This is a genomic window from Galbibacter kalidii (assembly GCF_026241135.1).
GTDB lineage: Bacteria > Bacteroidota > Bacteroidia > Flavobacteriales > Flavobacteriaceae > Galbibacter.
In genome coordinates this window covers 36,188-58,929 of record NZ_JAPFGA010000010.1, presented here as the reverse complement: position 1 = coordinate 58,929, position 22,742 = coordinate 36,188, and the positions used below count along the sequence as shown (strand labels likewise).

Annotated in this window: 15 protein-coding genes; 10 read left to right on the top strand and 5 right to left on the bottom strand. The window is 40.6% G+C overall.

The annotated features are described in order from the left end of the window. Positions 1 to 10 precede the first annotated feature (10 nt). From OOZ15_RS11380 to OOZ15_RS11365, 5 genes are all read left to right on the top strand, one after another. Positions 11 to 2,755 (top strand): carboxypeptidase-like regulatory domain-containing protein, encoded by a 2,745-nt coding sequence (locus OOZ15_RS11380; RefSeq protein WP_265956534.1) that lies wholly within the window; start codon positions 11 to 13, stop codon positions 2,753 to 2,755. Between the two features lie 3 nt (positions 2,756 to 2,758). Beyond that, positions 2,759 to 5,449 (top strand): DUF5689 domain-containing protein, encoded by a 2,691-nt coding sequence (locus OOZ15_RS11375; RefSeq protein WP_265956533.1) that lies wholly within the window; start codon positions 2,759 to 2,761, stop codon positions 5,447 to 5,449. Between the two features lie 108 nt (positions 5,450 to 5,557). Then, entirely contained in the window at positions 5,558 to 5,803 is a 246-nt protein-coding gene (locus OOZ15_RS11370) for a hypothetical protein (RefSeq protein ID WP_265956532.1), read from the top strand. Positions 5,804 to 5,805: 2 nt separating this feature from the next. Continuing rightward, positions 5,806 to 6,006 carry a type II toxin-antitoxin system RelE/ParE family toxin gene (locus tag OOZ15_RS20440; RefSeq protein ID WP_416337319.1) on the top strand — a complete coding sequence of 67 codons (201 nt, stop codon included), beginning with the start codon at positions 5,806 to 5,808 and terminating at the stop codon, positions 6,004 to 6,006. A 367-nt stretch (positions 6,007 to 6,373) separates the two neighbouring features. After that, positions 6,374 to 7,147, top strand: a complete 774-nt coding sequence (locus tag OOZ15_RS11365; protein ID WP_265956531.1) for an amidohydrolase — start codon at positions 6,374 to 6,376, stop codon at positions 7,145 to 7,147. Positions 7,148 to 7,243: 96 nt separating this feature from the next. On the opposite strand, the gene OOZ15_RS11360 is transcribed toward OOZ15_RS11365, so the two are convergent. After that, a complete protein-coding gene (locus OOZ15_RS11360; protein ID WP_265956530.1) occupies positions 7,244 to 8,857 on the bottom strand; it encodes an Ig-like domain-containing domain in 1,614 nt (537 codons plus the stop codon). A 66-nt stretch (positions 8,858 to 8,923) separates the two neighbouring features. After that, positions 8,924 to 9,622: a ComF family protein gene (locus tag OOZ15_RS11355; protein WP_265956529.1), complete on the bottom strand. Its 699-nt coding sequence runs from the start codon at positions 9,620 to 9,622 to the stop codon at positions 8,924 to 8,926. A 40-nt stretch (positions 9,623 to 9,662) separates the two neighbouring features. Between OOZ15_RS11355 and OOZ15_RS11350 the strand changes: the two genes are divergently transcribed. Together OOZ15_RS11350 and OOZ15_RS11345 are read left to right on the top strand one after the other, a co-directional pair. Continuing rightward, complete coding sequence (locus OOZ15_RS11350; protein ID WP_265956528.1) at positions 9,663 to 10,583, top strand: hypothetical protein; 921 nt, start codon at positions 9,663 to 9,665, stop codon at positions 10,581 to 10,583. A gap of 304 nt (positions 10,584 to 10,887) precedes the next feature. Then, entirely contained in the window at positions 10,888 to 12,432 is a 1,545-nt protein-coding gene (locus tag OOZ15_RS11345) for a glycine--tRNA ligase (RefSeq protein WP_265956527.1), read from the top strand. A gap of 144 nt (positions 12,433 to 12,576) precedes the next feature. On the opposite strand, the gene OOZ15_RS11340 is transcribed toward OOZ15_RS11345, so the two are convergent. Next, entirely contained in the window at positions 12,577 to 14,631 is a 2,055-nt protein-coding gene (locus OOZ15_RS11340) for a TonB-dependent receptor family protein (RefSeq protein WP_265956526.1), read from the bottom strand. A gap of 129 nt (positions 14,632 to 14,760) precedes the next feature. Between OOZ15_RS11340 and OOZ15_RS11335 the strand changes: the two genes are divergently transcribed. The 3 genes from OOZ15_RS11335 (at position 14,761) to OOZ15_RS11325 (ending at position 17,938) form a co-directional block, all read left to right on the top strand. Continuing rightward, the gene (locus tag OOZ15_RS11335) at positions 14,761 to 15,528 is read left to right on the top strand and encodes an exodeoxyribonuclease III (protein WP_265956525.1); all 768 of its coding nucleotides are present in this window, start codon (positions 14,761 to 14,763) and stop codon (positions 15,526 to 15,528) included. 84 nt (positions 15,529 to 15,612) lie between these two features. Then, positions 15,613 to 16,572 carry an OmpA/MotB family protein gene (locus tag OOZ15_RS11330; RefSeq protein ID WP_265956524.1) on the top strand — a complete coding sequence of 320 codons (960 nt, stop codon included), beginning with the start codon at positions 15,613 to 15,615 and terminating at the stop codon, positions 16,570 to 16,572. 322 nt (positions 16,573 to 16,894) lie between these two features. After that, positions 16,895 to 17,938, top strand: coding sequence for an NADP(H)-dependent aldo-keto reductase (locus OOZ15_RS11325; protein WP_265956523.1), 1,044 nt, complete (start codon positions 16,895 to 16,897; stop codon positions 17,936 to 17,938). A 192-nt stretch (positions 17,939 to 18,130) separates the two neighbouring features. On the opposite strand, the gene radA is transcribed toward OOZ15_RS11325, so the two are convergent. Together radA and OOZ15_RS11315 are read right to left on the bottom strand one after the other, a co-directional pair. Next, positions 18,131 to 19,492: a DNA repair protein RadA gene (gene radA / locus OOZ15_RS11320; RefSeq protein WP_265956522.1), complete on the bottom strand. Its 1,362-nt coding sequence runs from the start codon at positions 19,490 to 19,492 to the stop codon at positions 18,131 to 18,133. Positions 19,493 to 20,228: 736 nt separating this feature from the next. Further along, a complete protein-coding gene (locus tag OOZ15_RS11315) occupies positions 20,229 to 22,670 on the bottom strand; it encodes a glycoside hydrolase family 2 TIM barrel-domain containing protein (RefSeq protein WP_265956521.1) in 2,442 nt (813 codons plus the stop codon). Positions 22,671 to 22,742 lie beyond the last annotated feature (72 nt).

Sequence of the window (22,742 nt, the reverse complement as noted above, 5' to 3'; positions counted from 1 at the left end):
AATTTTATAAATGAAGGATAAACTACTTAATTCTCTTTTATTCATACTCTGTGTATCTCAATTTTCCTATGCTCAAGGGGTATTTTCTGTTGAGGGTATTGTTTATGATAGTAGGACAAAACGACCTGTTGAAAATGCTGAGATAGTTATAGAAGGGACTTTTTTTCAGACAAAAACCGATTCAGAAGGAAGTTTTATCATCAGGGGAATCACCAAGGGCAAACATGTTTTATGGGTTAGCAAAGAAGGTCATTTGTCCAAAAAATTGCCATTCAGTACTTCAAGTCAATCAGAAGTGGATTTTAATGCGATTTATCTGGAGATGGACGTCACCGAACTTCAGAATGAAAACCTGGTCACCCTATCGGAAAATGATTTTGTAGATGATGTGGACATCGATTTATCCGGCGGAATGCTACAAGCCACGAGAGATGTTTTCCTCACCCGTGCCGCTTTTGATTTTAGTCAGTCGTTTTTTAAAGTTAAGGGATATGATTCGCAATACGGCGACGTACTCATCAATGGCATCCGTATGAATAAAATGTTTAACGGTAGACCGCAATGGAATAATTGGGGTGGATTGAATGACGTAACCCGAAATCAGGAATATTTCAACGGACTCGAAACTACACCTTATGGTTTTGGAGGTATGTTGGGAACAACACATATCGATATGCGTCCGTCCGGATTCAGGCCGGGATTGCGGTTGAGTACGTCGGCTTCAAACAGGACCTATCTCGGTAGACTGATGGCGACCTACAGTTCAGGTCTTGGAAAAAGCGGTTTTGCCTACACCCTTTCAGCTTCCAGACGTTGGGCGGGTGAAGGCTATAAGGATGGGACTTTATATGATTCGTATTCATTTTTTACTTCAGTAGAATATCAATTCAACAAAAAGAACAGTGTGTATTTCACCGGATTTTACACTCCCAATCGTCGGGGGAAGTCGGCACCAATTACTGCTGAAGCTTTTGATCTGGCGGGGAGAAAATACAATTCATATTGGGGAAAGCAGGATGGTGACATTCGCAATTCAAGGGTGCGGAATGTGGAGGAACCGGTCTTGATGTTCAATTACAATCACGATGGTGATAAATTCAAGCTTCGCTTTGGGGCGGCATGGCAGTTTGGGGGTATGGGAAACAGTCGGTTGGGTTATTACAACGCCCCGAGTCCAGACCCGGTTTATTACCGCTATTTGCCCAGTTTTTATATCAACAGCAGCCTGGGCGCCAATTTTGACAATGCCAATATGGCGAAAGAGGCTTTTCAGAATAATCCACAACTGGATTGGGCTTCGCTTTATGCGGTGAATCAGAATCCGGAACGTAACGGGAAAAGTTCGTATGTGCTGTATGAAGACAGCGCCGACGAGACACGAACAATGTTCAACGCCGTGGTGAACCATACCATAAGTCCGACACTGCAATTGGATTACGGATTGAACTACACCTCGTCTCAAGCGGAAAATTACGGACATCTACTCGACCTTTTGGGAGGGGATTTTCATGAGGATATCGATGCGTTTTCCGATACGCGAAATGATGTGGATGGGAATTTACAAAAGGGAGAAGGCGACCGAATGGGATACAATTACACCATGAATGCTGATGTGGTTGACGGTTTTATACAAGCGAATATCTACTTCAATGCCTTCAAATTCTACCTTTCAGCCAAGGTGGGACAAACCAATTACCAGCGGGAAGGACTTTTTCAAAATGAACGTTTTGACGATTCACAAGGGAAAAGCGAAGAATTATCGTTTACCGACACCGGTTTTAAGGCGGGTTTCTCATATAAACTGACCAACAGACATATTTTCAAAGGAAATTTTAGTCATTTGACTAAAGCGCCAACGGTTCGGAATACCTTTGTCAATGCTCGTGAAAACAATAAAGTGGTGGACAGCCTGATATCTAAAACCATTTATTCGGGTGAATTGTCATATTTCATGCGCCTGCCTAGCATGACAGCCCGACTTACGGGCTATTATTCCCGTTTTGAAGATGTAACCGATATCAATTTCTTTTATGTGAATTCAGGTGTGGGAAGTGATTTTGTGCAAGAAGTAGTTACTGGTATTGAAAAACAACATTACGGAGCTGAACTGGGTTTTTCCTATCAGGCAACATCAGAAATAAAACTAACAGCTGTTGCAGCCTATGGAGATTATAGCTATGTGGATGATGCTGAGGTTACCATCAATTTTGATACCGCAGGAGCCGAAGAAGAACTGATCAACCTCGATGGCGAATTGGATCTTGGGACAGCAGCAATAAAAGATTATAAAGTGGCCGTCGGTCCGCAAAAAGCTTACTCGGTTGGGGTGGAATACAGAGCACCCAAATATTGGTGGGTGGGGATGACCGCCAATTATCTGGATGATAATTATGTAGATATTTCTACCATAAAGCGAACTGCCAGCTTTCTGGAAAACCCCGAAGGCGGTTCTTTCCCTGAGGCTACAGGTGAATTGCTCAGCGAACTTTTGGAACAGGAAAAACTATCGCCTGTCTATTTGTTGAATCTTACCGGAGGGAAATCATGGTTACATAATGGGACATACATCAGTTTGTTTGCGAGCATCAATAATGTGTTTGACGTGACCTACAGAACCGGAGGTTTTGAGCAGAGTAGAAATGGGAATTTTGAACAGGCCTATCAGGATGTAAAACGGGGAGCGCCCATGTTCGGAAATAAATATTGGTATGGCTACGGACGCACCTTTTTTGTAAATCTGGCAATAAGTTTTTAAAAAATGACACATCAAATCTACAAATCGGGGAAAATTTTAGGGATTTTATTCACTCTGATCCTGTGTGTGCTTTCCTGTGTGAAAGATGATGAATATGATACTCCGAAAGATGTGTGTGCTGATGAAAAACTGGAAGGCAATACCACTTTTGAAGACGTAAAAGCATTATACCAAGGCGAAATCTTGCAAATTCACGATGATCTGATCCTAGAGGGTTATGTTGTTTCTGAAGACAAAACCGGGAATATTTTTGGAAGTCTGCACTTTCAAGATCATCCCACAAATCCGACACAAGGTCTTCAAATCGATTTGGACATATGGGATTTGTACCTTTCCTACGGAATCGGTCAAAAAATATTCATCAAACTAAAAGGCTTATACCTCGATAACGATAAAGGAACGTTTAAATTGGGTGGCGTTTTTTCAGCTTTTGGAAATAAAATGATTGGAAGGTTGCCGGTCGCTAAAATGAAAGAGCACCTTTTTGTCAGTTGTGAATCGCCAGTAGAGATCAAAGTAAAAAAGGTAAATATTTCTGAATTGGACAGTACGATGACAAATACTTTGGTGACTTTACAAAATGTGGAATTATCACCCGAAAGTCTTTGTAAAAACTATGCCGAACCCGAAGAAACCACAGACCATGAATTGAATGATTGTAAAGGAAACACCGTGATTTTAAGAAATAGTGGTTATGCAGATTTTTATGCTGAACCCATGCCAATTGGAAATGGAAGTATTATAGGGGTGCTCACTCGCGAAAGAGACGATTTTGTGTTGACCATCCGCGATACGGAAGATGTCAACCTGAACGGTGCCCGTTGTGGCGGTGTTGAATACACTTGTGAAACCCCGGAAGCCAATACCACGCTTCAGCAAATCAAAGAAATATATCAAGGTGAGCCGATTACAATAAATGATTGGCTGGTGGTTTCGACTTCGGTGGTGGCGAATGACGCTTCGGGTAATTTCAGCAGGGAAATCTATCTTCAGGATGAAACCGGAGGGGTAAAAGTGCTTATCGGCGAAATCCGAATCCATGAAAGAGGTTTTCAGCTGAACAGGAAAATAGTACTGGCCGCAAAAGGCTTGGTGTTGGATAAAACAGAAGACGGATTTGTCCTGAGCACAATGGAAGAAACCGAAATAAGCGGAGTAGAAGAGGAAGACTTTTACCGTTTCTTCTATATGGAAGATGAACAAGTTGAAATTACACCGGAATTGATTGAGGTTCCAGAATTGACAGAAGAACATATCGGTTCGTTGATAAGCTTTAAAGATGTTCAATTTGAAGAAGAAACCACTTTTGTAGTCGATGGAAAGGATACCTACAGTACGTTGACCGACTGTTACGCCAACGAACTTGTGCTGAAAACAAGACGTCAATTTGAAAACGGTGATCAAGCCTTGCTGGATAAAAACGGAACCATTACCGGGATTCTGACTTATGATGACGATGAATATCGCCTGATGATCAGAAATCTTGAGGATGTCAATTTAATGACTGAAGAAAAATGTAATGTCTTTGACAATGCCTCAGCAGTGACAATTGATTATTTGGCTACGACCTACGCGGAAACATCTTCAACTGTGGAAGAAAATATCAAGATCAGGGGAATAGTTACCTCTTCAGCAGTAACACAAAATATCAGGCCTGACCGTTTAGTCCTTCAGGATGAAACCGCTGGAATTGCTGTGGTTTTTGATGAAACCCATAACTTGACTTTAAATGAAGAAATTGAAGTAGCGCTGCTCGATGCGGTTTTGGAAAATACGGAAACCGGGATCATTATTTCTGATATTTCTGCGGATCATGTGATCAGTCAAAATACGGGAATTTCACCAACGCCTGTCGAAATTTCCATAGATGAAGTCTTTTCAGGGGATTTTTACAACCAACTCGTTCAGATTCCCGACCTGCAGTTTAAAGATTTGGAAGGAAGTTTTGCCACCAATACGGTTCTGACGACCTGTACGGAAGAATGTACAGTGGAATTAATAGAAACAGCGACCTTTGCCAACGATGCCATTCCCGATGGAAAAGGAACTTTAACAGGAATTCCAATAGATGGCAGGTTCTATGTACGCGATGTTTCCGATTTTGCCTCCGATCAGCCTTATGAAGATTGTTCGTTGCGATATACCAATGAATTTGTCTTTATCTCTGAAATTGCCGATCCGGATAACAGCATGAGGAATACAAACATGCGTTTTATTGAATTGTACAACAGCAGCAGCGAAGCTGTGGACTTGACCAATTGGACACTTCGTCGTTATACCAATGACAATACAGCATATACAGAAAGCAGAGTGATCGACCTTTCGGCATATGTCATCCCCCCACAATCCACTTTTGTCATTGCTGCCAGTGCAGAAGGTTTTGAAGCGACCTATGGTTTTGCCCCCGATATGCAGGGCGGTAGTGGCGGAGCAGCCGACTCCAATGGCGACGATAATATCGAACTGGTCGATGGAAACGGAATGGTAGTCGATCTCTTTGGTGTCCCCGGAGAAAAAGGAAGAGGAACCAACCACGAATTTGAAGACGGAAGAGCCCTTAGAAACCCCGAAGTGACACAAAACAACGCTGTTTATACCTTTTCTGAATGGACGATATACAACGATACCGGCGATGCAGGAACGACAAACCAACCTCAAATTGCTCCGGAAGATTTTTCACCGGGAGTATGGTAGTGGATATTGCTAGCGCGAGCGTTGCCCGTTGAAGTCCTATTCAGGCAACCTTTCAAGGCTTTACGTGTTGCTTGGTTTTTTATGCCTAAAATTTTGTAAATTAGCTTTATGGAAACCACATCAAAACGTAAGATAGATTTGACCAAACGTCTGCTGGAAGTTCAGGACAAAAATGTTTTGGATAAGATAGAAGCCATTCTTACCGAAACCGAAATCGTGGCCTATACCACAAAGGGTCGTCCGTTGACCCGCCGTCAATACATAGAGCATATTGAAGGCATTAGCCAAGGTGTGGGCGAAGGTGCGACCACCTATACTTCACAAGAAATTAAGCACTCTATATTAAAACGTTAGTTGTGTTGGTAGTCTGGTCAGAGGAAGCAAAAAATTCGTTAACAGATATTTACGATTATATTTTTTCTGACAGTCCGCAAAACGCTGAAATGGTTTTAGATACACTCTTAGAATTAGGAAATTCTTTAGGAAATCCTTCCGCTCCGCAAAGTCTCCCGACTTCGCGGAAGAACAAAGCAAAAAAGCCAAAAAACAAGAAATAAGATTGAAAGAAGGCTATATCATACGGGATCAAAGTAAGGCACATTTTATAACGGCAACCGTTGTGTATTGGATAGATGTGTTTAAAAGGTAAGCCTAAAAGAATGTAGTGAAAAGGAAAAATTATGATAAGTACTAATGGGAGGGTATGTAAACAAAAGAGTTCCGCAAAGTCGGGAGACTTTGCGGAGCGGGTGTTGATTCTTGATGTTTTTCACACAAAACAAAACCCTGATAAACTTGTTTTTGAAGATTGATTAATTATATCCGCTAGTGCGAGCCTCTTGGCTCGTGCCACGTATGACTAAAATCAGAACAAAAAAGCTAATACAAAAACAAAACAATAAAATACTTCGTTATCTTTAAGTGATGCTAGAACAACTACACATAGCTTTGATACAAACCCCTTTGGTTTGGGAAAAACCAAAGGAAAACAGAAAGGTTTTACAGCAGAAAATAGAAGCGGTAACTCCGGAAACGGACTTGATTGTCCTCCCGGAAATGTTTCCTTCCGGGTTTACGATGAATCCCGCTGCTGTTTTTGAAACCATGGATGGCAAAACGGTGTCATGGCTTCAACAATGGGCAAAAAAAAAGGATGCTGCCATAATGGGAAGTGTGGTTATCAAGGAAAATGATTGTTTTTATAACCGCTTGCTGTTTGTAAAACCCGACGGATCGGTTCTTCACTATGACAAAAGACATACGTTTACACTGGCAAAAGAAGATGAGGTTTATGCAAAAGGCAACCACAAAGTGATTATTGATTACAAAGGCTGGAAAATTTGTCCGCAAATATGCTACGACCTGCGTTTTCCCGTATGGTCCAGAAATGTGGAAGATTATGATGTGTTGATCTATGTCGCTAATTGGCCTAAAAAACGGATTCAAGCTTGGGATGTGTTGCTACAAGCCCGTGCGATCGAAAACATGAGCTATTGTATAGGAGTGAACCGGGTAGGACTCGACGGGAATGATTATGAGTACAGCGGACATTCAACAGTTTATGATGCATTGGGGAAACAACTGACCTATTCAGAAACCGAAGAGACACTTTATGCCACTCTCGATAAATCCGAATTGAAAAAATACCGGGAAAAACTTAAATTTTTATCTGACAGGGACAGTTTTACTATAAAGTGAAAATCCTTATGTTCTTTATGGAAAAAGTTAACCGCAAGGAACGCAAAGAAATACGCAAGGTTCGCTAAGTATCATTAAATGTAATTATATCGACAATCACGGCGACTGTAGGGTAAACACCTGTTCGATCTCCCAATTGGGTCTCAACTCGACCGGATCGGGATAGTAGCTAATACGTTCGGGCTGAATTTTCTTTAAAAAATTACCCGTATCCCATTTTCCATTGCCATTGGTGTCGTGTATCACCCGGATGGAATAGGTGGCCGGTTGTATGTTGAGGAATTCATAGGCATATTTTTCCTCTTCAACATAGATTTCCTCTTTTACTTCACCATTGTTGTCGGTAAGTTGTAAAATAAGCGGATATTGATCAACATTCCTCAGCGAAACACGCATACTTCCCAAATCGGCCAGGCTTTTGGTTCTGGCACTATAGTTAAGGGTATCGTTAATTTCTCCATAGAAATCTTCAAGAGCACCGGGAAGTAGCGTGATGCGATATTGTTCATCAGCTTGGGTGTCCCATTTGATACTGAAAATATTTTTTTCTTTATACAGATTGGCTGTAAATTCCACCTCGGCAGAATCTTTGTTGATCACAGTGATCAACTCTTCGTTAAACGATTCCATAGGGGTACTTGCATGAAGCCGTATAGAATCATTCAGTTTAAATCCTTTGTTCAATTGGGCAACCACCAGTGTATCGGGATATAAACTTTTCGTTCGCACGGTAAAAGTGTCGATAAAACTTTTGTTCTTTACTTCAAACACCAGCGAATCGGCTTCAAAAGGGGTAAAGAAATAATTAATGGTATCAGTTTCTATATCGGGAAAAGTACGGTATTCATAATCATCCGGTTTGTCGGAAAGCAATTTGATCTCCATTCCTTCCGGATCCCCTTCATAACCAAAAAAGATCTTGTTTTTGGCGATGATTGAAGGTCTGGTAGCTTTAAAATCGAGCACTTCCTTAAAAAGACTCAATCCGTAAATAGAATCGTTGGGGATATCAATAAAATGATCGAGATAGCCGATTTTATCGGTTTTTGGGTCAAAACGATAATTATTGGCCTCGTCTTTCATTGCGATCAACCTGTATTTTCCTTCTTTTAGGTTGGTCAATCTGTATATCACAGAACTGTCCAATGTATTGGTGATATAGGTAGGAGGTTTTTGGTAGATGACAGAATCGGTATAGGTAGAATCTACCTCATAAAGCATAACCGAAATAAACGACTCGGGTTTTTTATCAACAGCATCCATCACAAAACCTTCCAGTTGAAGGGAGTCGATATAATCCCCGGTAGAAAAAACGTAATTGAAAAACGGATAAGGATTACCTTCATTGTTGTCCACCACACTGTTTCCGAAGTTAAAAACATAGGTGGTGTTTTCTTTGAGCGTATCCATAAGTTCGATCTCCAAATATTTGCTAGCAGCAGACTGTGGATAAACCAAAGGTTGATTGTCCAAGGGCGGTGAGACGATCAGTTGTTTTTGCAGGTCTTTAAGCTTGATATATTCATCAAAATCGATACGGATTTTTTTGGCCGTAAAATTTGTGGTGTTTGTTTTCGGACTTGAAGAAGTGATAGCCGGAGGAGTCACATCCTTAGGGCCACCTGCGGGTGTTCCACGCTTAGCACAATTCAACAAGCTGAAAAATAAAACAAAAAACAGGCCGTAACTTAAGAGTCTTTTAGCTTTCATGAAACCTAATTAAAGCTGCAAAATAACGATTATTTTTAGTAAAGAAGCAATTAAATAACGATGCAATTAAGAAGTAATTGCAATAGTAACGATACTTGTTTTTATGTTTTTATCCTTCGGAAAGGCATTGATACAAGCTTCTAATGTTGTTCCGGTCGTCACAACATCATCGACGATTAAAATATGTTTGTTGACCAATAGCTCATCTTTGCTAACCAAAAAATCACCACTTGTTATTGTGGCTCTGTCTGCACTGTCTTTAAAAGCTTGTGATTTGGTATGGCGTGTGCGTTGTAACATATCGTCGTGAAACGGAATTTGTAATTCCTTGGCAAGATGTTTACCGAATTCCGACACTTGGTTATACCCCCTCTGTCGGAGTCTTTTTTTGTGTAGCGGAACGGGAATAACCATGTCGATATCGTTGAATCGATGGGATTGAGATAGTTCGCTTCCCATCCATGTTCCGAAAAAAGCACCTATTTTTTCATGACCTTTATATTTTAGGTTGTGAATAAGGTGTTGAACGACTCCTTTTTTATGAAAATGTAAAAAAGAAGCCGCATTTTCAATTTTTATCCTTCCAAAAAATATTTTTTCGGTAAGATTGTCGTTCTCATTAATGAATTGAGTAAGCGGTAACTGATGGCGGCATTCAACACAAAGTATTGTTTCGTTGGAGACTGTTATTTTGCCACACCCTAAACAAGTTGTAGGAAAAAATAAATTTTGAAGATCATTTGCTATCTTTATGGCCTTAATCAATTCTTTTGCATTAAGTTATATTCAAATCTAATTATTTTAAATGAGTGCTCAAAAAAAGCAATTGGGGCAAAAAATAATATTGGGAATCCTACTACTGTGTATCGCTGCACTAACGGGTTTTTCTTATTTCAATTATGTCGAGAGTGAGGAGAAGGTTTCTTTTTTGGAGAATGCCAAAGGGATGATCGTTGAGGATTTGGAAACAATCCAAAGTGATCTCGATGAATTGGCTAAAGAGAACGATGCTCACATTGAAGAGATAGAATACAGTAGAAGACGTATAGCCATGCTGATGGATTCCATCCGTTTTTTGGAAGTAGATTATCAGATTTTGGGTCGCTATCGCAGGGAATTGGCCGAAATAAGGAAAGAAAATAAGCAGCTACACAGAATTGCCGATTCGATCAAGCAACAAAACTTCCTTTTGTCTAAAGAAATAGACAGTACCAAATTGCGGTATATCGAGTTGGAACGCTATTCCAATGCACTAAAAAGTGCCAACGAAAATTTAACACAGTTTACCGATTCACTTATCAACGAGAACATCGAGCTTTCCCGTCAGGTTGATAATAACTACGAGCTAAATATTTCTATCCTGAGTGGAATGGCATATAAGGCGAGAGCTAACGGAAAGGTGATCGAAACCAACAGGGTTTCCAGAACCGATCGCCTCAGGGCTTGTTTTAATATTGTCCCGGGAACACTCTTAAAACCCGGCGAAAGGGAATTCTACGTTCAGTTTGTCGATCCTGAAAATAAAATATTGGGAAATTTGAATACGGTGACCTTCAATAATAAAAAGCTTGTTTACAGCAAAAAAATTGTTATCGACTACGAAAACAAACCCATGGGGATTTGTGATTATATTGTCGTAGAAGACCTCGAACTGGAAGGCGATTACCGCGTCAATGTGTTTTACAAAGAGAATTTGCTGGCCTCTTCTGCTTTTATACTGAAATAAAAAGGGTTTATCCCTCGAAACTTGTAATTCTTAATTCATTAATCCATATTCTCAAGACTAAAATGTGCTGCCCCACCTAGGGCGGGCTTAAACTCCTATGCAGTCTGTTTTTTTCCAGTCCTACGGACTTTAATCAAACCCCGTTAGGGGTGAAATATTGATAGAGAAAGGGCGTGTAAAAGGTCTTTTAAGCCCGCCACTAGGCGGGCGGTACAAATTGTTGTAAATATATCTAAACCGATTATTTTGTAGTCAATTGAAAAAAGTTTAAAGGACTTCTCTATAAAAAGTATATTTTTGCGACATGGCAAATAAAGACGATCAATTCAAGAAAGTAATATCGCATGCGAAGGAATATGGATATATTTTTCCTTCAAGCGAAATTTATGATGGATTAAGTGCAGTATACGACTATGCGCAAAATGGAGCAGAACTGAAAAAAAACATCCGTGAGTACTGGTGGAAAGCCATGGTGCAATTGCACGATAATATTGTGGGGATAGATGCCTCCATATTTATGCACCCTACCACTTGGAAAGCCTCAGGACACGTTGATGCATTCAACGACCCCATGATCGATAATAAAGATTCCAAGAAACGATACAGGGCGGATGTCTTGGTAGAAGACTATGTGGCCAAAATCGAAGCAAAAATTGATAAGGAAGTGGCCAAGGCGAAAAAACGCTTTGGTGATGATTTTGATAAAGAGCAATTTGTAAGCACACATCCCCGTGTGGTAAAATATACTGAACAGGCAAACGCTATCCTAAAACGATTGGGACAATCGTTGGAGAAAGAAGACCTGGCTGATGTAAAAGCATTGATTGAAGAGTTAGGCATAGCCGATCCTGATACCGGGAGTAAGAACTGGACGGACGTGAAGCAATTCAACTTGATGTTCGGGACCAAATTAGGAGCCTCAGCAGATACAGCGATGGATCTTTATTTAAGGCCTGAAACTGCCCAGGGGATTTTTGTAAACTTCCTAAACGTACAAAAAACGGGAAGGATGAAAATTCCTTTTGGGATTGCCCAAACCGGAAAAGCTTTCCGAAATGAGATCGTTGCCCGACAATTTATCTTCCGTATGCGGGAGTTTGAACAGATGGAAATGCAATACTTCATCAAACCGGGTTCTCAAAAAGAGTGGTACGACTATTGGAAAGAAGCCCGATTGAAGTGGCATTTGTCACTGGGAATGGGAAAAGACAATTACCGTTTTCACGACCATGAAAAATTAGCACATTATGCCGATGCGGCAGCGGATATCGAATTCAAATTCCCATTCGGATTTAAAGAATTGGAAGGGATTCACTCGAGAACGGACTTTGATTTGAGTCAGCACGAAGAATTCAGCAATAAAAAGCTGCAATATTTCGACCCGGAAGAAAACAAGAGCTATGTGCCTTATGTGTTGGAAACTTCGATTGGTTTAGACCGAATGTTCCTGGCGGTATTCTCCAACTCACTTCAGGAAGAAGAATTGGAAAACGGAACTACGCGAACCGTGTTGAAATTACCGGCGGTATTGGCGCCTACCAAAGTAGCTATTTTGCCGTTGGTGAAAAAAGCCGGTCTGCCGGAAATTGCCAAAAAAATCTACGAAGACTTAAAATGGGATTTCAATATCACCTATGATGAAAAAGATGCCGTTGGAAGAAGGTATCGCCGTCAAGATGCTGCGGGAACTCCGTTTTGTGTAACGGTAGATCACGATACGCTGGAAGATAACACAGTGACTTTAAGACATCGTGACACCATGGAGCAAAAACGGGTGAAAATCGAAGAACTTCGTGATCTTGTTGACCAGGAAGTGAATATAAAACACTGGCTAAAGAAGGTGCAATAGGATGAAATTATCTAAAAAGTATCTTTAGAAGTTAATTTGTCACCCTGAGCTTGTCGAAGGGCTGTCGAAGACGTCATTGAATTATGTTTCGACAAGCTCAGCATGACAATAGGTTTTATGCTTTTTCAAATAAGTTTCTTTTGTTTAAAAAACATAATGCAGTTTAATCCCTCCAAAGTAATTAACAGGCAGTCCCGGATAGTAATAACGAGGTTCTGCACCACCAAAACCTATAGCGTTGATCAAAACTGAAGCCGCATATTTTTTGTCGAACAGGTTGTTGATGCCGCTCGTAAATTCAATATCAAAATCAGGAAATAAGGATGTTTTATAGCCGGCTTTTAAGTTGATGAGGTTATAGGCTTTGTTAAAAATCGTATTCTCATCATTCATCGGGATGCTACCGATATGCCGATAGCTTGCTGTGGCATAAAAACCGATTTGATGTCTGAAATCAATTCCGCCATTGATGATATTTTCAGGGACTCCGGTGAGTTTATTGCCCGAAAAATCATTGTCAGCACTCACAAAATCAACAAATTCATGGCGGTTGAAAGTCGCATTTACATAGGGTTGAAGAATTCCACCGGGAAAAATTTCAGTGATATATTTGAGCTGAAATTCCAATCCTTTATGGGATGTTTCCCCGGCATTTCTACCAATATATTGATCTTCGCCAACACGGTCTGCCACTAAAAGATTTTCAACATCCATATAGTAAACAGTAGCACTTACTTTCAATTTTCGGTCGAAAAAGAAGTTTTCAGTACCCAATTCATAGTTCATCCCGGTTTCAGGACCTATTTCGGGATTGATAACACCATCCGGAGTTAAGGTTTCTTCCAGGCTTGGATATGAAAACCCGTAGCTGAAGTTCACAAAAAGCTGGTGTTGTGGCGTAAAATGATATTGCAGGTTTAAACTGGGCGCCCAAATCGCATCAAACTCACGCTTAGCATTTTTATTGGTTTCCCCCTGATTAAAATAATCCCTAAACGAATAGGAAGTGCTGTTGAAATTGAGCCCTAGTTGCATCACAAATTTGTTGAAACACAAACTGAAATCAGCAAAGGTATTCCACCGGCTTCTGTATTCCCTATTGTCGCTTAGCAGCGCACCTTCCAAACTTCCTTGTCTGTTGTTTTCTTCATATAAATTTTCGATGGTATTCCAGTTATAGGTGTCTGTATACAATTCGGTTCCTATGTTGAATTTATTTTTAAGCTTGCCGGGAATGCCTCCCGAAAACACTGATCGAAATCCGTAGCCGCCCGTAAACTCATCCAGAATATTAAAAGGCCTGGGCTCGTAATGGTCTGAATAGGAATAAAAAACAGCAGTAGTGTTTTTTAGCTTTTCTGAAAATGTGTGCGTATAACTAACACCCAGAAGTGTGGATTTATCATCTTCATAACCCTGTGCTGCCATCCAGTTGTTGGCTGCTTTTTTCGGGTTTTGTATAAAATCGGAATAGTTAATAGAACTCGCAATTTCGGCTTTGTAGTTTATTTGACTGAACAAAAACTGAATGCTGTTGTTTTCATTCCATGTAAATCCCATATCGAGCAGCAGGGCGTCGCGATCATAACGGCTGTTCTCCCGATAGCCGTCACTTAACATCTTGTCTGAAATCAAATTAAAATAAAAAGAATCGTTGCCATATCCTGCGGAAAGGCTGTTTTTCAGTAAACCGAAAGAACCAAGGGTAAAATGTTCATTTAGCTGAATTTTCCCTGACTCAGGTTGTTTGGTGTTCATCAACAAGGCACCACCCAAATTGGTTCCATAGGGAGTTGCTTTAGGTCCTTTGATGATTTCTATGCTTTCAAAACTTTCAGGGTTGAAGTTGTTAAAGGTAGTTTCCCCGGTTCCGCCGGTAATCGGGATTCCGTTAAAATAGGCTTGAATTTTATTGGTTCCGTAAGGTGTTCTGGAGCCTATACCCCGGATGGTCAGCCTGTTGGTATTAAGTGCACCCGAAAAAATATGAATCCCGGGAGTTTCGTTCAACACAGGGATAAGACTGGAAGGGGTGTGACGCTCCAGATCGCGGATATTGATCTGATCAATAGGAATAACCAATGGATTGCGGTCAAGGGCTTTTGATTCCAAAATAACCTCGGTCAAAGTGTCTTGCTCCTTTTTTTGAGCTGATAACACACAAACCGATAGCAATAATAAGAGTGTAATTCTGTTCATGGATGTAAAAATAGCAGTTTAAGCAGTAGCTGAAATATTTTAAGATGGTTTTATGAGTTGAGCTCCTTGAATGAAGGGATTAATATCCTTATTTTAGCTGATTATTCACTCTAAAACTCAGCAAAACATATGAAAATCATATCATACAACGTAAATGGAATACGGGCGGCAATCAAAAAAGGGTTTATCGACTGGTTGAAAACAGCAACCCCCGATGTAATCTGTCTACAAGAGATTAAAGCCTTGAAAGAACAATTGGATCTTTCTGTTTTTGAAGAAGCGGGCTATCCGTATCACTATTGGTTCAGCGCAGAAAAGAAAGGATATAGCGGGGTGGCGATTCTCTCCAAAACTAAACCTAAAAATGTGGCTTACGGAACAGAAATCGATTATATGGATGCTGAAGGGAGAAATCTGAGAGCAGATTTTGACGGCTGTTCAGTGATGAGCTTGTACTTGCCATCGGGGACGAATATGGCCCGCTTGGAACACAAGTTGAAGTATATGGCCGATTTTCAGGAATATGTAAATAAATTGAAAAAGGAAGTGCCCAATCTGGTGATTTGTGGCGATTATAACATCTGTCACGAAGCTATTGATATTCACGATCCGGTGCGCAATGCAAAAGTTTCAGGATTCCTTCCGGTCGAAAGGGAATGGATTGGGAATTTTATTGATAGCGGATTCGTTGATAGTTTCCGTCATTTTAATAAAGAACCGCATAATTACAGCTGGTGGAGTTACAGAGCTAATGCCCGTGCCAATAACAAAGGTTGGCGTATCGATTATAATATGGTAGCAGAACCGTTACAAGAAAAGCTGAAAAGAGCCGTTATATTACCTGAAGCTAAACACAGCGACCATTGTCCGATTTTAGTGGAATTGGAAGCCCACTAAGTAGATTTAACCTGACTGCCCTGCCTTTGCCGGTAGACAAACTTGCCCCAAGAGAGTTGACTAAACCAATAATAATAAAAAAACATGTTAAAAAAAATAACCATAGGATTGATCTTTATAGGGATTTGCAGTTCCTGTGTATCATCTAAAGTATATAACGATCTTGAAAGTAAATACAATGCCTTGAAAGAGGAAAGTAAGGGCTTGAGAGATGAAAATCAGGGGTTGGAATCTGAGAAAAACCGTTTGCAAAACGAACTCACGGCATTGGAAAAAGCCTATGAAGAAGCTACAGCCGAAAGAGATCGCTTGAGACAAGATTATGCTGCTGCAAAAAACAATCTGGAAAACCTTCGGGCTTCATACAATGCCTTGGAGGAAAACAGTAGCTCTGCCATTGAAGCGAATGCTAGAAAAAACCGGGAGCTGTTACAACAACTGGAAGATAAGGAGAAAGCATTGGCAGCAGAAAGTAGCCGACTGGAAGCATTGAAAAAACAGTTAGAAGTTCGCTCTAAAAGGGTTGACGAATTGGAAAGCATGATTGCCGCCAAAGATGCAGCGATGAAAAACCTAAAAGATGCTATTTCCAAAGCCTTGCTGGATTTTGAAGGAAAAGGACTTACCGTAGAGCAGCGCGACGGGAAAGTTTATGTTTCCATGGAAAACAAATTGCTTTTTCAAAGCGGAAGCTGGGCGGTAAACGCGAACGGAAGAAGAGCAGTACAACAATTGGGAACCGTTTTGGCGCAAAACCCGGATATCAATGTTCTTATTGAAGGACATACCGATAATGTTCCCTATCGTGGTAATGGTCCGCTACAGGATAATTGGGATCTTTCGACCAAAAGGGCGACGGCTATTGTTCAGATATTACAAGCAAACAGTAGTATAAACCCGGCAAACCTAACAGCAGCCGGTAGGGGAGAATTTGTGCCTGTAGCAACAAACACGACTACCGAAGGAAAAGCAAAAAACAGAAGGATTGAAGTTATTTTAACCCCCAAACTCGATGAGATTACAAAATTGTTAAACGATATCTAGAAAATATAAAATCACTATTTTTGAGAAGAGGTTGTTTGAAAAGTAATTCGCTGTCAGTTCGAGCATTATCGAGATTCAAAATATGTTTTGAATTGAAGATACCAAGCAAAGCTTATCGAGAACTAAATGGTTTTGAAGATCGATAGGTTTCGACTGCGCTCAACCTGACAATGTGCAATTTGAATTACTCTTTAGACAACTTCTTTTTCCTTTTAAAAAATTGCTAAACAAATGAAACCGAGCATGTCGCAATCGACACACAAAGAAATGATTATGAATGCGAGGTTCCATGTGTCCTTTAAAAAACAATAAAAATAAACACATGAAATACACTAAACTACCCAAAACTGATGTTGAAATAAGTAAGATATGCCTGGGAACCATGACTTGGGGCAAACAGAATACCGAAGCTGAAGGTCATGAACAAATGGATCATGCGGTTGATCAGGGCATCAACTTTTTTGATACGGCAGAACTTTATGCCATTCCTATCGAAAAGGAAACTCAGGGAACAACGGAAACCATTATCGGAAATTGGTTTAAAAAGACCGGAAAACGGGATGAAATTGTGTTGGCCTCCAAAGTGGCGGGTCCTAGCAACAGAAATAGGCACAGCATTCGCGATGATGAACGGTTCAACAAAAAGATGATCGACGATGCGCTGCATAATAGCTTGAAAAGGTTGCAGACCGATTATATCGATTTGTATCAACTGCATTGGCCGGATAGAAACTCCAATTTCTTCGGAAAACGGGATTATACCCACATCACAGATGATGCTTGGGAAGATAATATCAACGAGATTTTACAGATATTGGAGGGCTATATAAAGGAAGGAAAAATCCGCTATATTGGACTCTCCAACGATGTGCCGTGGAGTACGATGCGTTATTTGGAGGAAAGTAAATATTTCGACCTTCCGCGTATTCGCACAGTTCAAAATCCGTATAATTTATTGAACAGAACCTATGAAATCGGCCTGGCGGAAATATCCATGAAAGAAGAAGTGGGCTTGTTACCCTATTCCCCATTGGCTTTCGGTAGGCTGACGGATAAATATATCGACAAGAAAGGGATAGAAAATGCAAGACTTACCTTATTCCCACAGTTCGCTCGTTACAACGGTGAAAATGCCTTAAAAGCAACCAAAATGTATTACGACCTAGCAAAGGAAAACGGACTGTCCTTAGCGACATTGGCACTGGCTTTTATCAACCAACAGCCGTTTGTAAGCAGTAATATTATTGGAGCTACAAGCATGGAGCAGCTTAAAGAGAATATTGATAGTATTAATGTTGAATTGAGTCCGGAATTGTTAATGGAGATCAATAAAATACATGAATTGATTCCGAATCCTGCACCTTAATGAATGTTAAGGGTTATTGGTTAATAAAGTTAGTTTTAAGGGAAAGTATAAAAGGCACAAGCGTGGACGCTTGTGCCAGCCTCTTGGCTCATGTCGTGTTTAGTCACCTACGAATACCAAACCTCACAGGTTTTGAAAACCTGTGAGGTTTCGTTTGTTCCAATAAAAAATCATCCGTGAATTAGTGGCTTTTTACCCAAACAAAAACGCAGCTACATCTTCTATTTTGGCAACCCTTCGGATATTTATTTTCGGATTTTTAATAGAGATTTTATTCAGTTTGGAGATAAAAATGGTGGAAAACCCTAATTTTTCAGCTTCCAAAATACGTTGTTCCACACGTTGTACGGGTCTTATTTCCCCGGCAAGACCTATTTCGGCAGCAAAGCAGTAGTCTTTTTCAACAGCGATGTCTTCATTACTGGAAAGTATGGCAGTCACTACGGCGAGGTCGATAGCGGGTTCGTCTATGGAAATTCCGCCGGTGATATTTAAAAACACGTCTTTGGCACCCAGTCTGAATCCGGCTCTTTTTTCCAATACCGCCAAAAGCATATTGAGACGTTTTACGTTGTAGCCTGTGGTGGTGCGTTGCGGAGTGCCGTAAACTGCAGTGCTCACCAAAGCCTGTACTTCAATCATCAACGGACGCATACCTTCCAGCGTAGCGGCAATCGTAGTTCCGCTGAGGTCTTCTTCGGTTTTAGAGATCAATATTTCAGACGGATTCGCTACTTCCCGTAAACCATTGCCCAACATTTCGTAAATACCGAGTTCGGCCGTAGAGCCGAAACGGTTTTTTAGAGCTCTTAATATTCGATAGACATGGTTTCGGTCGCCTTCAAATTGAAGTACGGTATCTACCATATGTTCTAGTATTTTCGGCCCGGCAATATGCCCGTCTTTGGTGATATGTCCAATCAGGATCACAGGGGTGTGGGTTTCCTTGGCAAATTTTATCAGTTCTGATGTACATTCCCGGATTTGGGAAATACTTCCTGCCGAGGATTCTATAAAATCAGTATGAAGGGTTTGAATGGAATCGATAATAAGAATGTCGGGTTGGGTTTCTTCAATTTGCCTGAAAATGTTTTGTGTTTTGGTCTCTGTAAGCACCAAACAATTTTCACTATCGGGAAAAATACGTTCTGCGCGCATTTTTATTTGTTTCTGACTTTCCTCACCCGAAACATAAAGGGTTTTAAACGGAAGTTGCAAAGCAATTTGTAGTAAAAGTGTACTCTTCCCGATGCCCGGTTCACCTCCGAGCAGGGTTACGGAACCCGGAACAATCCCTCCACCCAAAACACGATCGAGCTCCATATTACCGGACGACATCCGCATTTCCTGCGAACTGTCAATTTCGTGGATTTTTAACGGCTTGGCTGTTCTTTTGGAAGCAGTATCGGTGGGTTTCCAGCCTTTTTTATCTTCTTTTTGAATAATTTCCTCTACCAGGGTGTTCCATTCTTTACACGCACTGCATTGTCCTTGCCATTTTGCATACTGGGTGCCGCAGTTTTGACAGAAAAAGGAGGTTTTTACTTTAGCCATTCCGTTTTTACAGTTTTAAAGTTGGAAAGGTACAAATTAGTTCGTTTTGTTTTTAGCCACGGATGCAGGAATGTTCTGATGAACCCTTCGAGGGTTCCAATCCCTCGAAGGGTTGTAAAAATTTTGTTGCCTTAGCGTACTTTGCGCATTTCTTTGTGCTCCTTGCAGTTAGACTGAAATACTTTCCGCCCAAGCATTATTCACTTACGGTGTTCAAATGTAAAATTACTTCGCAAAAATGTAAAGTTACCTTACGAGAATGTAAAACTACTTTAGCAAAATGTAAAACCGTTGTACTCCAAATGTAAAATGACTGTGCAAGAATGTAAAATAACTTCGGAAGAATGTAAAGTTACTTTGCCTCAATGTAAAATTACCATGCCAGAATGTGAAATTACCGTGGGAAGATGTAAAGCTACTGTGCCCGAAAGTAGAATTGCTGTGCCTTATTGTAAAACAAAGTCAGTCACGGAAGTACGAATGTTTTTTATTCTGATGTCTAAAAAGTCTTTTTGATTATTGAATGTCAGGTTGAGCGCAGTCGAAACCTATTGATAGTCAATACGATTAGTTCTCGATAAGCTTTGCTTGGTATCTTCAATTCAAAATAAATCTTAATAATGCTCGAACTGACAACTTTTACCCCTTTTTAGTCTCATAAAACCAAAAAATTATCCGTGAACCTGACTGCCGTTAGGCAGGTTCCGTGACGGTTTTTTAAACACCACATTATTTATTACTCATCTTCAGAAACAGATTTCAAAACAATCTCAGCACTTTTAAGTCCTTTTCCTTTAACCGAGAGTTCGATTTTCCCTGCTTCGGAAGAAGATTGGACAATCACGACCAGTTTCCCGCTGAACAATTTCATCGTTGGTAAATGGAAGGGCTCTAAGGAAGTGGCATCTCCATTACATACTGCTCGAAATTTCCCTTTTCCTTTTACATCAAATTTTAACTGATTGGTAGCCGTTGGACACGGGATTCCATTTTTGTCAACTACAGATACGGTAACAAACGACAAATCTTTTCCATTGGCTTTGATGGTGGTTCTGTCGGCATCCAAGACCAACTGGTGTGGAGCTCCCGAGGTTTTCATTTCTTTTTCCGCTGCGGGATTTCCGTCTTTGTCAAAAGCAATTACTTTGAGTGTTCCGGGTTCGTATTTTACATCCATCCACATCAAGCGATACCTGTTTTGAGGAGTACTGTCGTTCTTTTTTTGTACGCCGAGGCTCTTTCCGTTTAAGAAAAGTTCGGCACTATCATAACTGGTATAAACAAAAACCGGGGTGGTTTCGCCTTCACGTCCTTTCCAGTTCCAGTGGGGTAGGATGTGTAGTGTTTCATCTTCGGTATTCCATCGGCTACGGTAGAGATAAAAGCGATCTTTAGGTAAACCTGCCAAATCGTTGATCCCAAAATAAGAACTTCGGGATGGCCACATTCCGTCATAAGGTGTAGGTTCGCCCAAATAATCAAAACCCGTCCATACAAATTCCCCAATCACCCAATCTTTATCATCCTGTAATACAAAATCATCATCAGGAAGGTTGGACCAACTACAATATTCCATGTCATAAGAAGAGGATTGACGATCGTCATACTGTTTCATGGCAGCTTTTTCAACCGGAAATTTATAGATACCTCTTGAACTCACTGTTGAAGCGGTTTCAGAACCTAAAATGAATCCTTGTGGAAATTTTTCATAGGCCTCTTCATAAAGATGGAGACGGTAATTCAATCCGGGGATATCCAACAGGGCACCAAATCCTGACTCCATGGTGTTTTGTACCTGATCCATCCCAACGGTCACCGGACGTGTGGGATCTTCCCTATGGAAGATGTCTTGTAGCCACTTGGCGCGTTTAACCCCTTCTGAACCCCATTGGTCGGGGACTTCGTTACCGGAACTCCACATCACAATGCTTGGATGATTACGAGTGGCACGAACTAAATTCACCACATCTTTTTCCGCATCGGTCTCAAAAAAGCGATTGTAGCCGTTTTTTACTTTAGGCTTTGCCCATTCGTCAAAACTTTCAGCTATAAACATGAGTCCCATTTCATCACACAATTCGAGTTGTTCCATGGAAGGCATATTGTGAGCGCTACGAACAGCATCGGCTCCCATGTCTTTTAAAATACGTAATTGTCTACGCAAAGCGGTTTTGTTAACTGCTGTTCCCAAGGGGCCTAAATCGTGATGTAGGCAAACACCTTTAAATTTTCTCACTTTGCCGTTTAGGCTAAAACCCTTCCCAGCTTCATATTTGACTTCCCGAATGCCGAATCGGGTTTGTTTTTCATCTTTGAGTTCGTTACCGGAATAAAGTTGTGATACCGCGGTATACAAATAAGGTGTTTCCGGACTCCATAAATTGGGGTTGTCAACTGCAATATTTTGTTCAAATTCATTTCCGAAGAGGGTAGAAGCTTCACCACTTGCTACTTCATTTCCGTCAGCGTCCAAAATTTTGGTCTTTAGTTTGAGGTTTTCTCCTGAAACTTTGGCTTTGATGTTGACTTTAGCCATTTCAGAAGAAATAAAAGGGGTAGTGATAAAAGTTCCCCATTGGTTAAAATTTTCCTTGTTTTTTACAATGATGCGGACTTTTCGGTACAGGCCGGCACCGGGATACCAACGCGAAGATTCTCCTACGTTTGATAGTTGAACGGCCAAATTGTTTTCTTTATCTGCTGAAACATAATCGGTGATATCAAAATAGAAATAACTGTAACCGTAATTCCAACTTCCTGCTTTTTCACTGTTGATATACACCTGTGGCTGACTCATGGCACCTTCAAAAACTATCAATACTTTTTTGTTCCCGTCAAGCTGGGGTAATTTAAAGTCTTTTCTGTACCATGCTTCACCTATGTAGGGGAGTGCACCGGTTCTTCCGGTTTTTTCGGTGGCCACTTTTTCACCGTTTTGTTCGATAGCAATCTCTTGTTTGTCAATTTCTTTGTCAAATGGTCCATAGATAGCCCAATCGTGAGGAACGCTTACAGTTTCCCATCGGGAATCGTTAAAATCTTTTTGAAAAGCATTTTCCGATTTTCCCTTTTGGAATTTCCATCCGTCAGACAATTCTAAAATTGTTCTGGACTGTGAAGACGCTTCTTGAAACAAGCTAAAAAATAAAGACAGTAATAGAAGTACCCTAAGATTCATAATGATATTTTCCGTTAAGAAGTGAAAGATACAAATTTACCCGAAAATAAGTGCTGTTTTAACACAATTGGT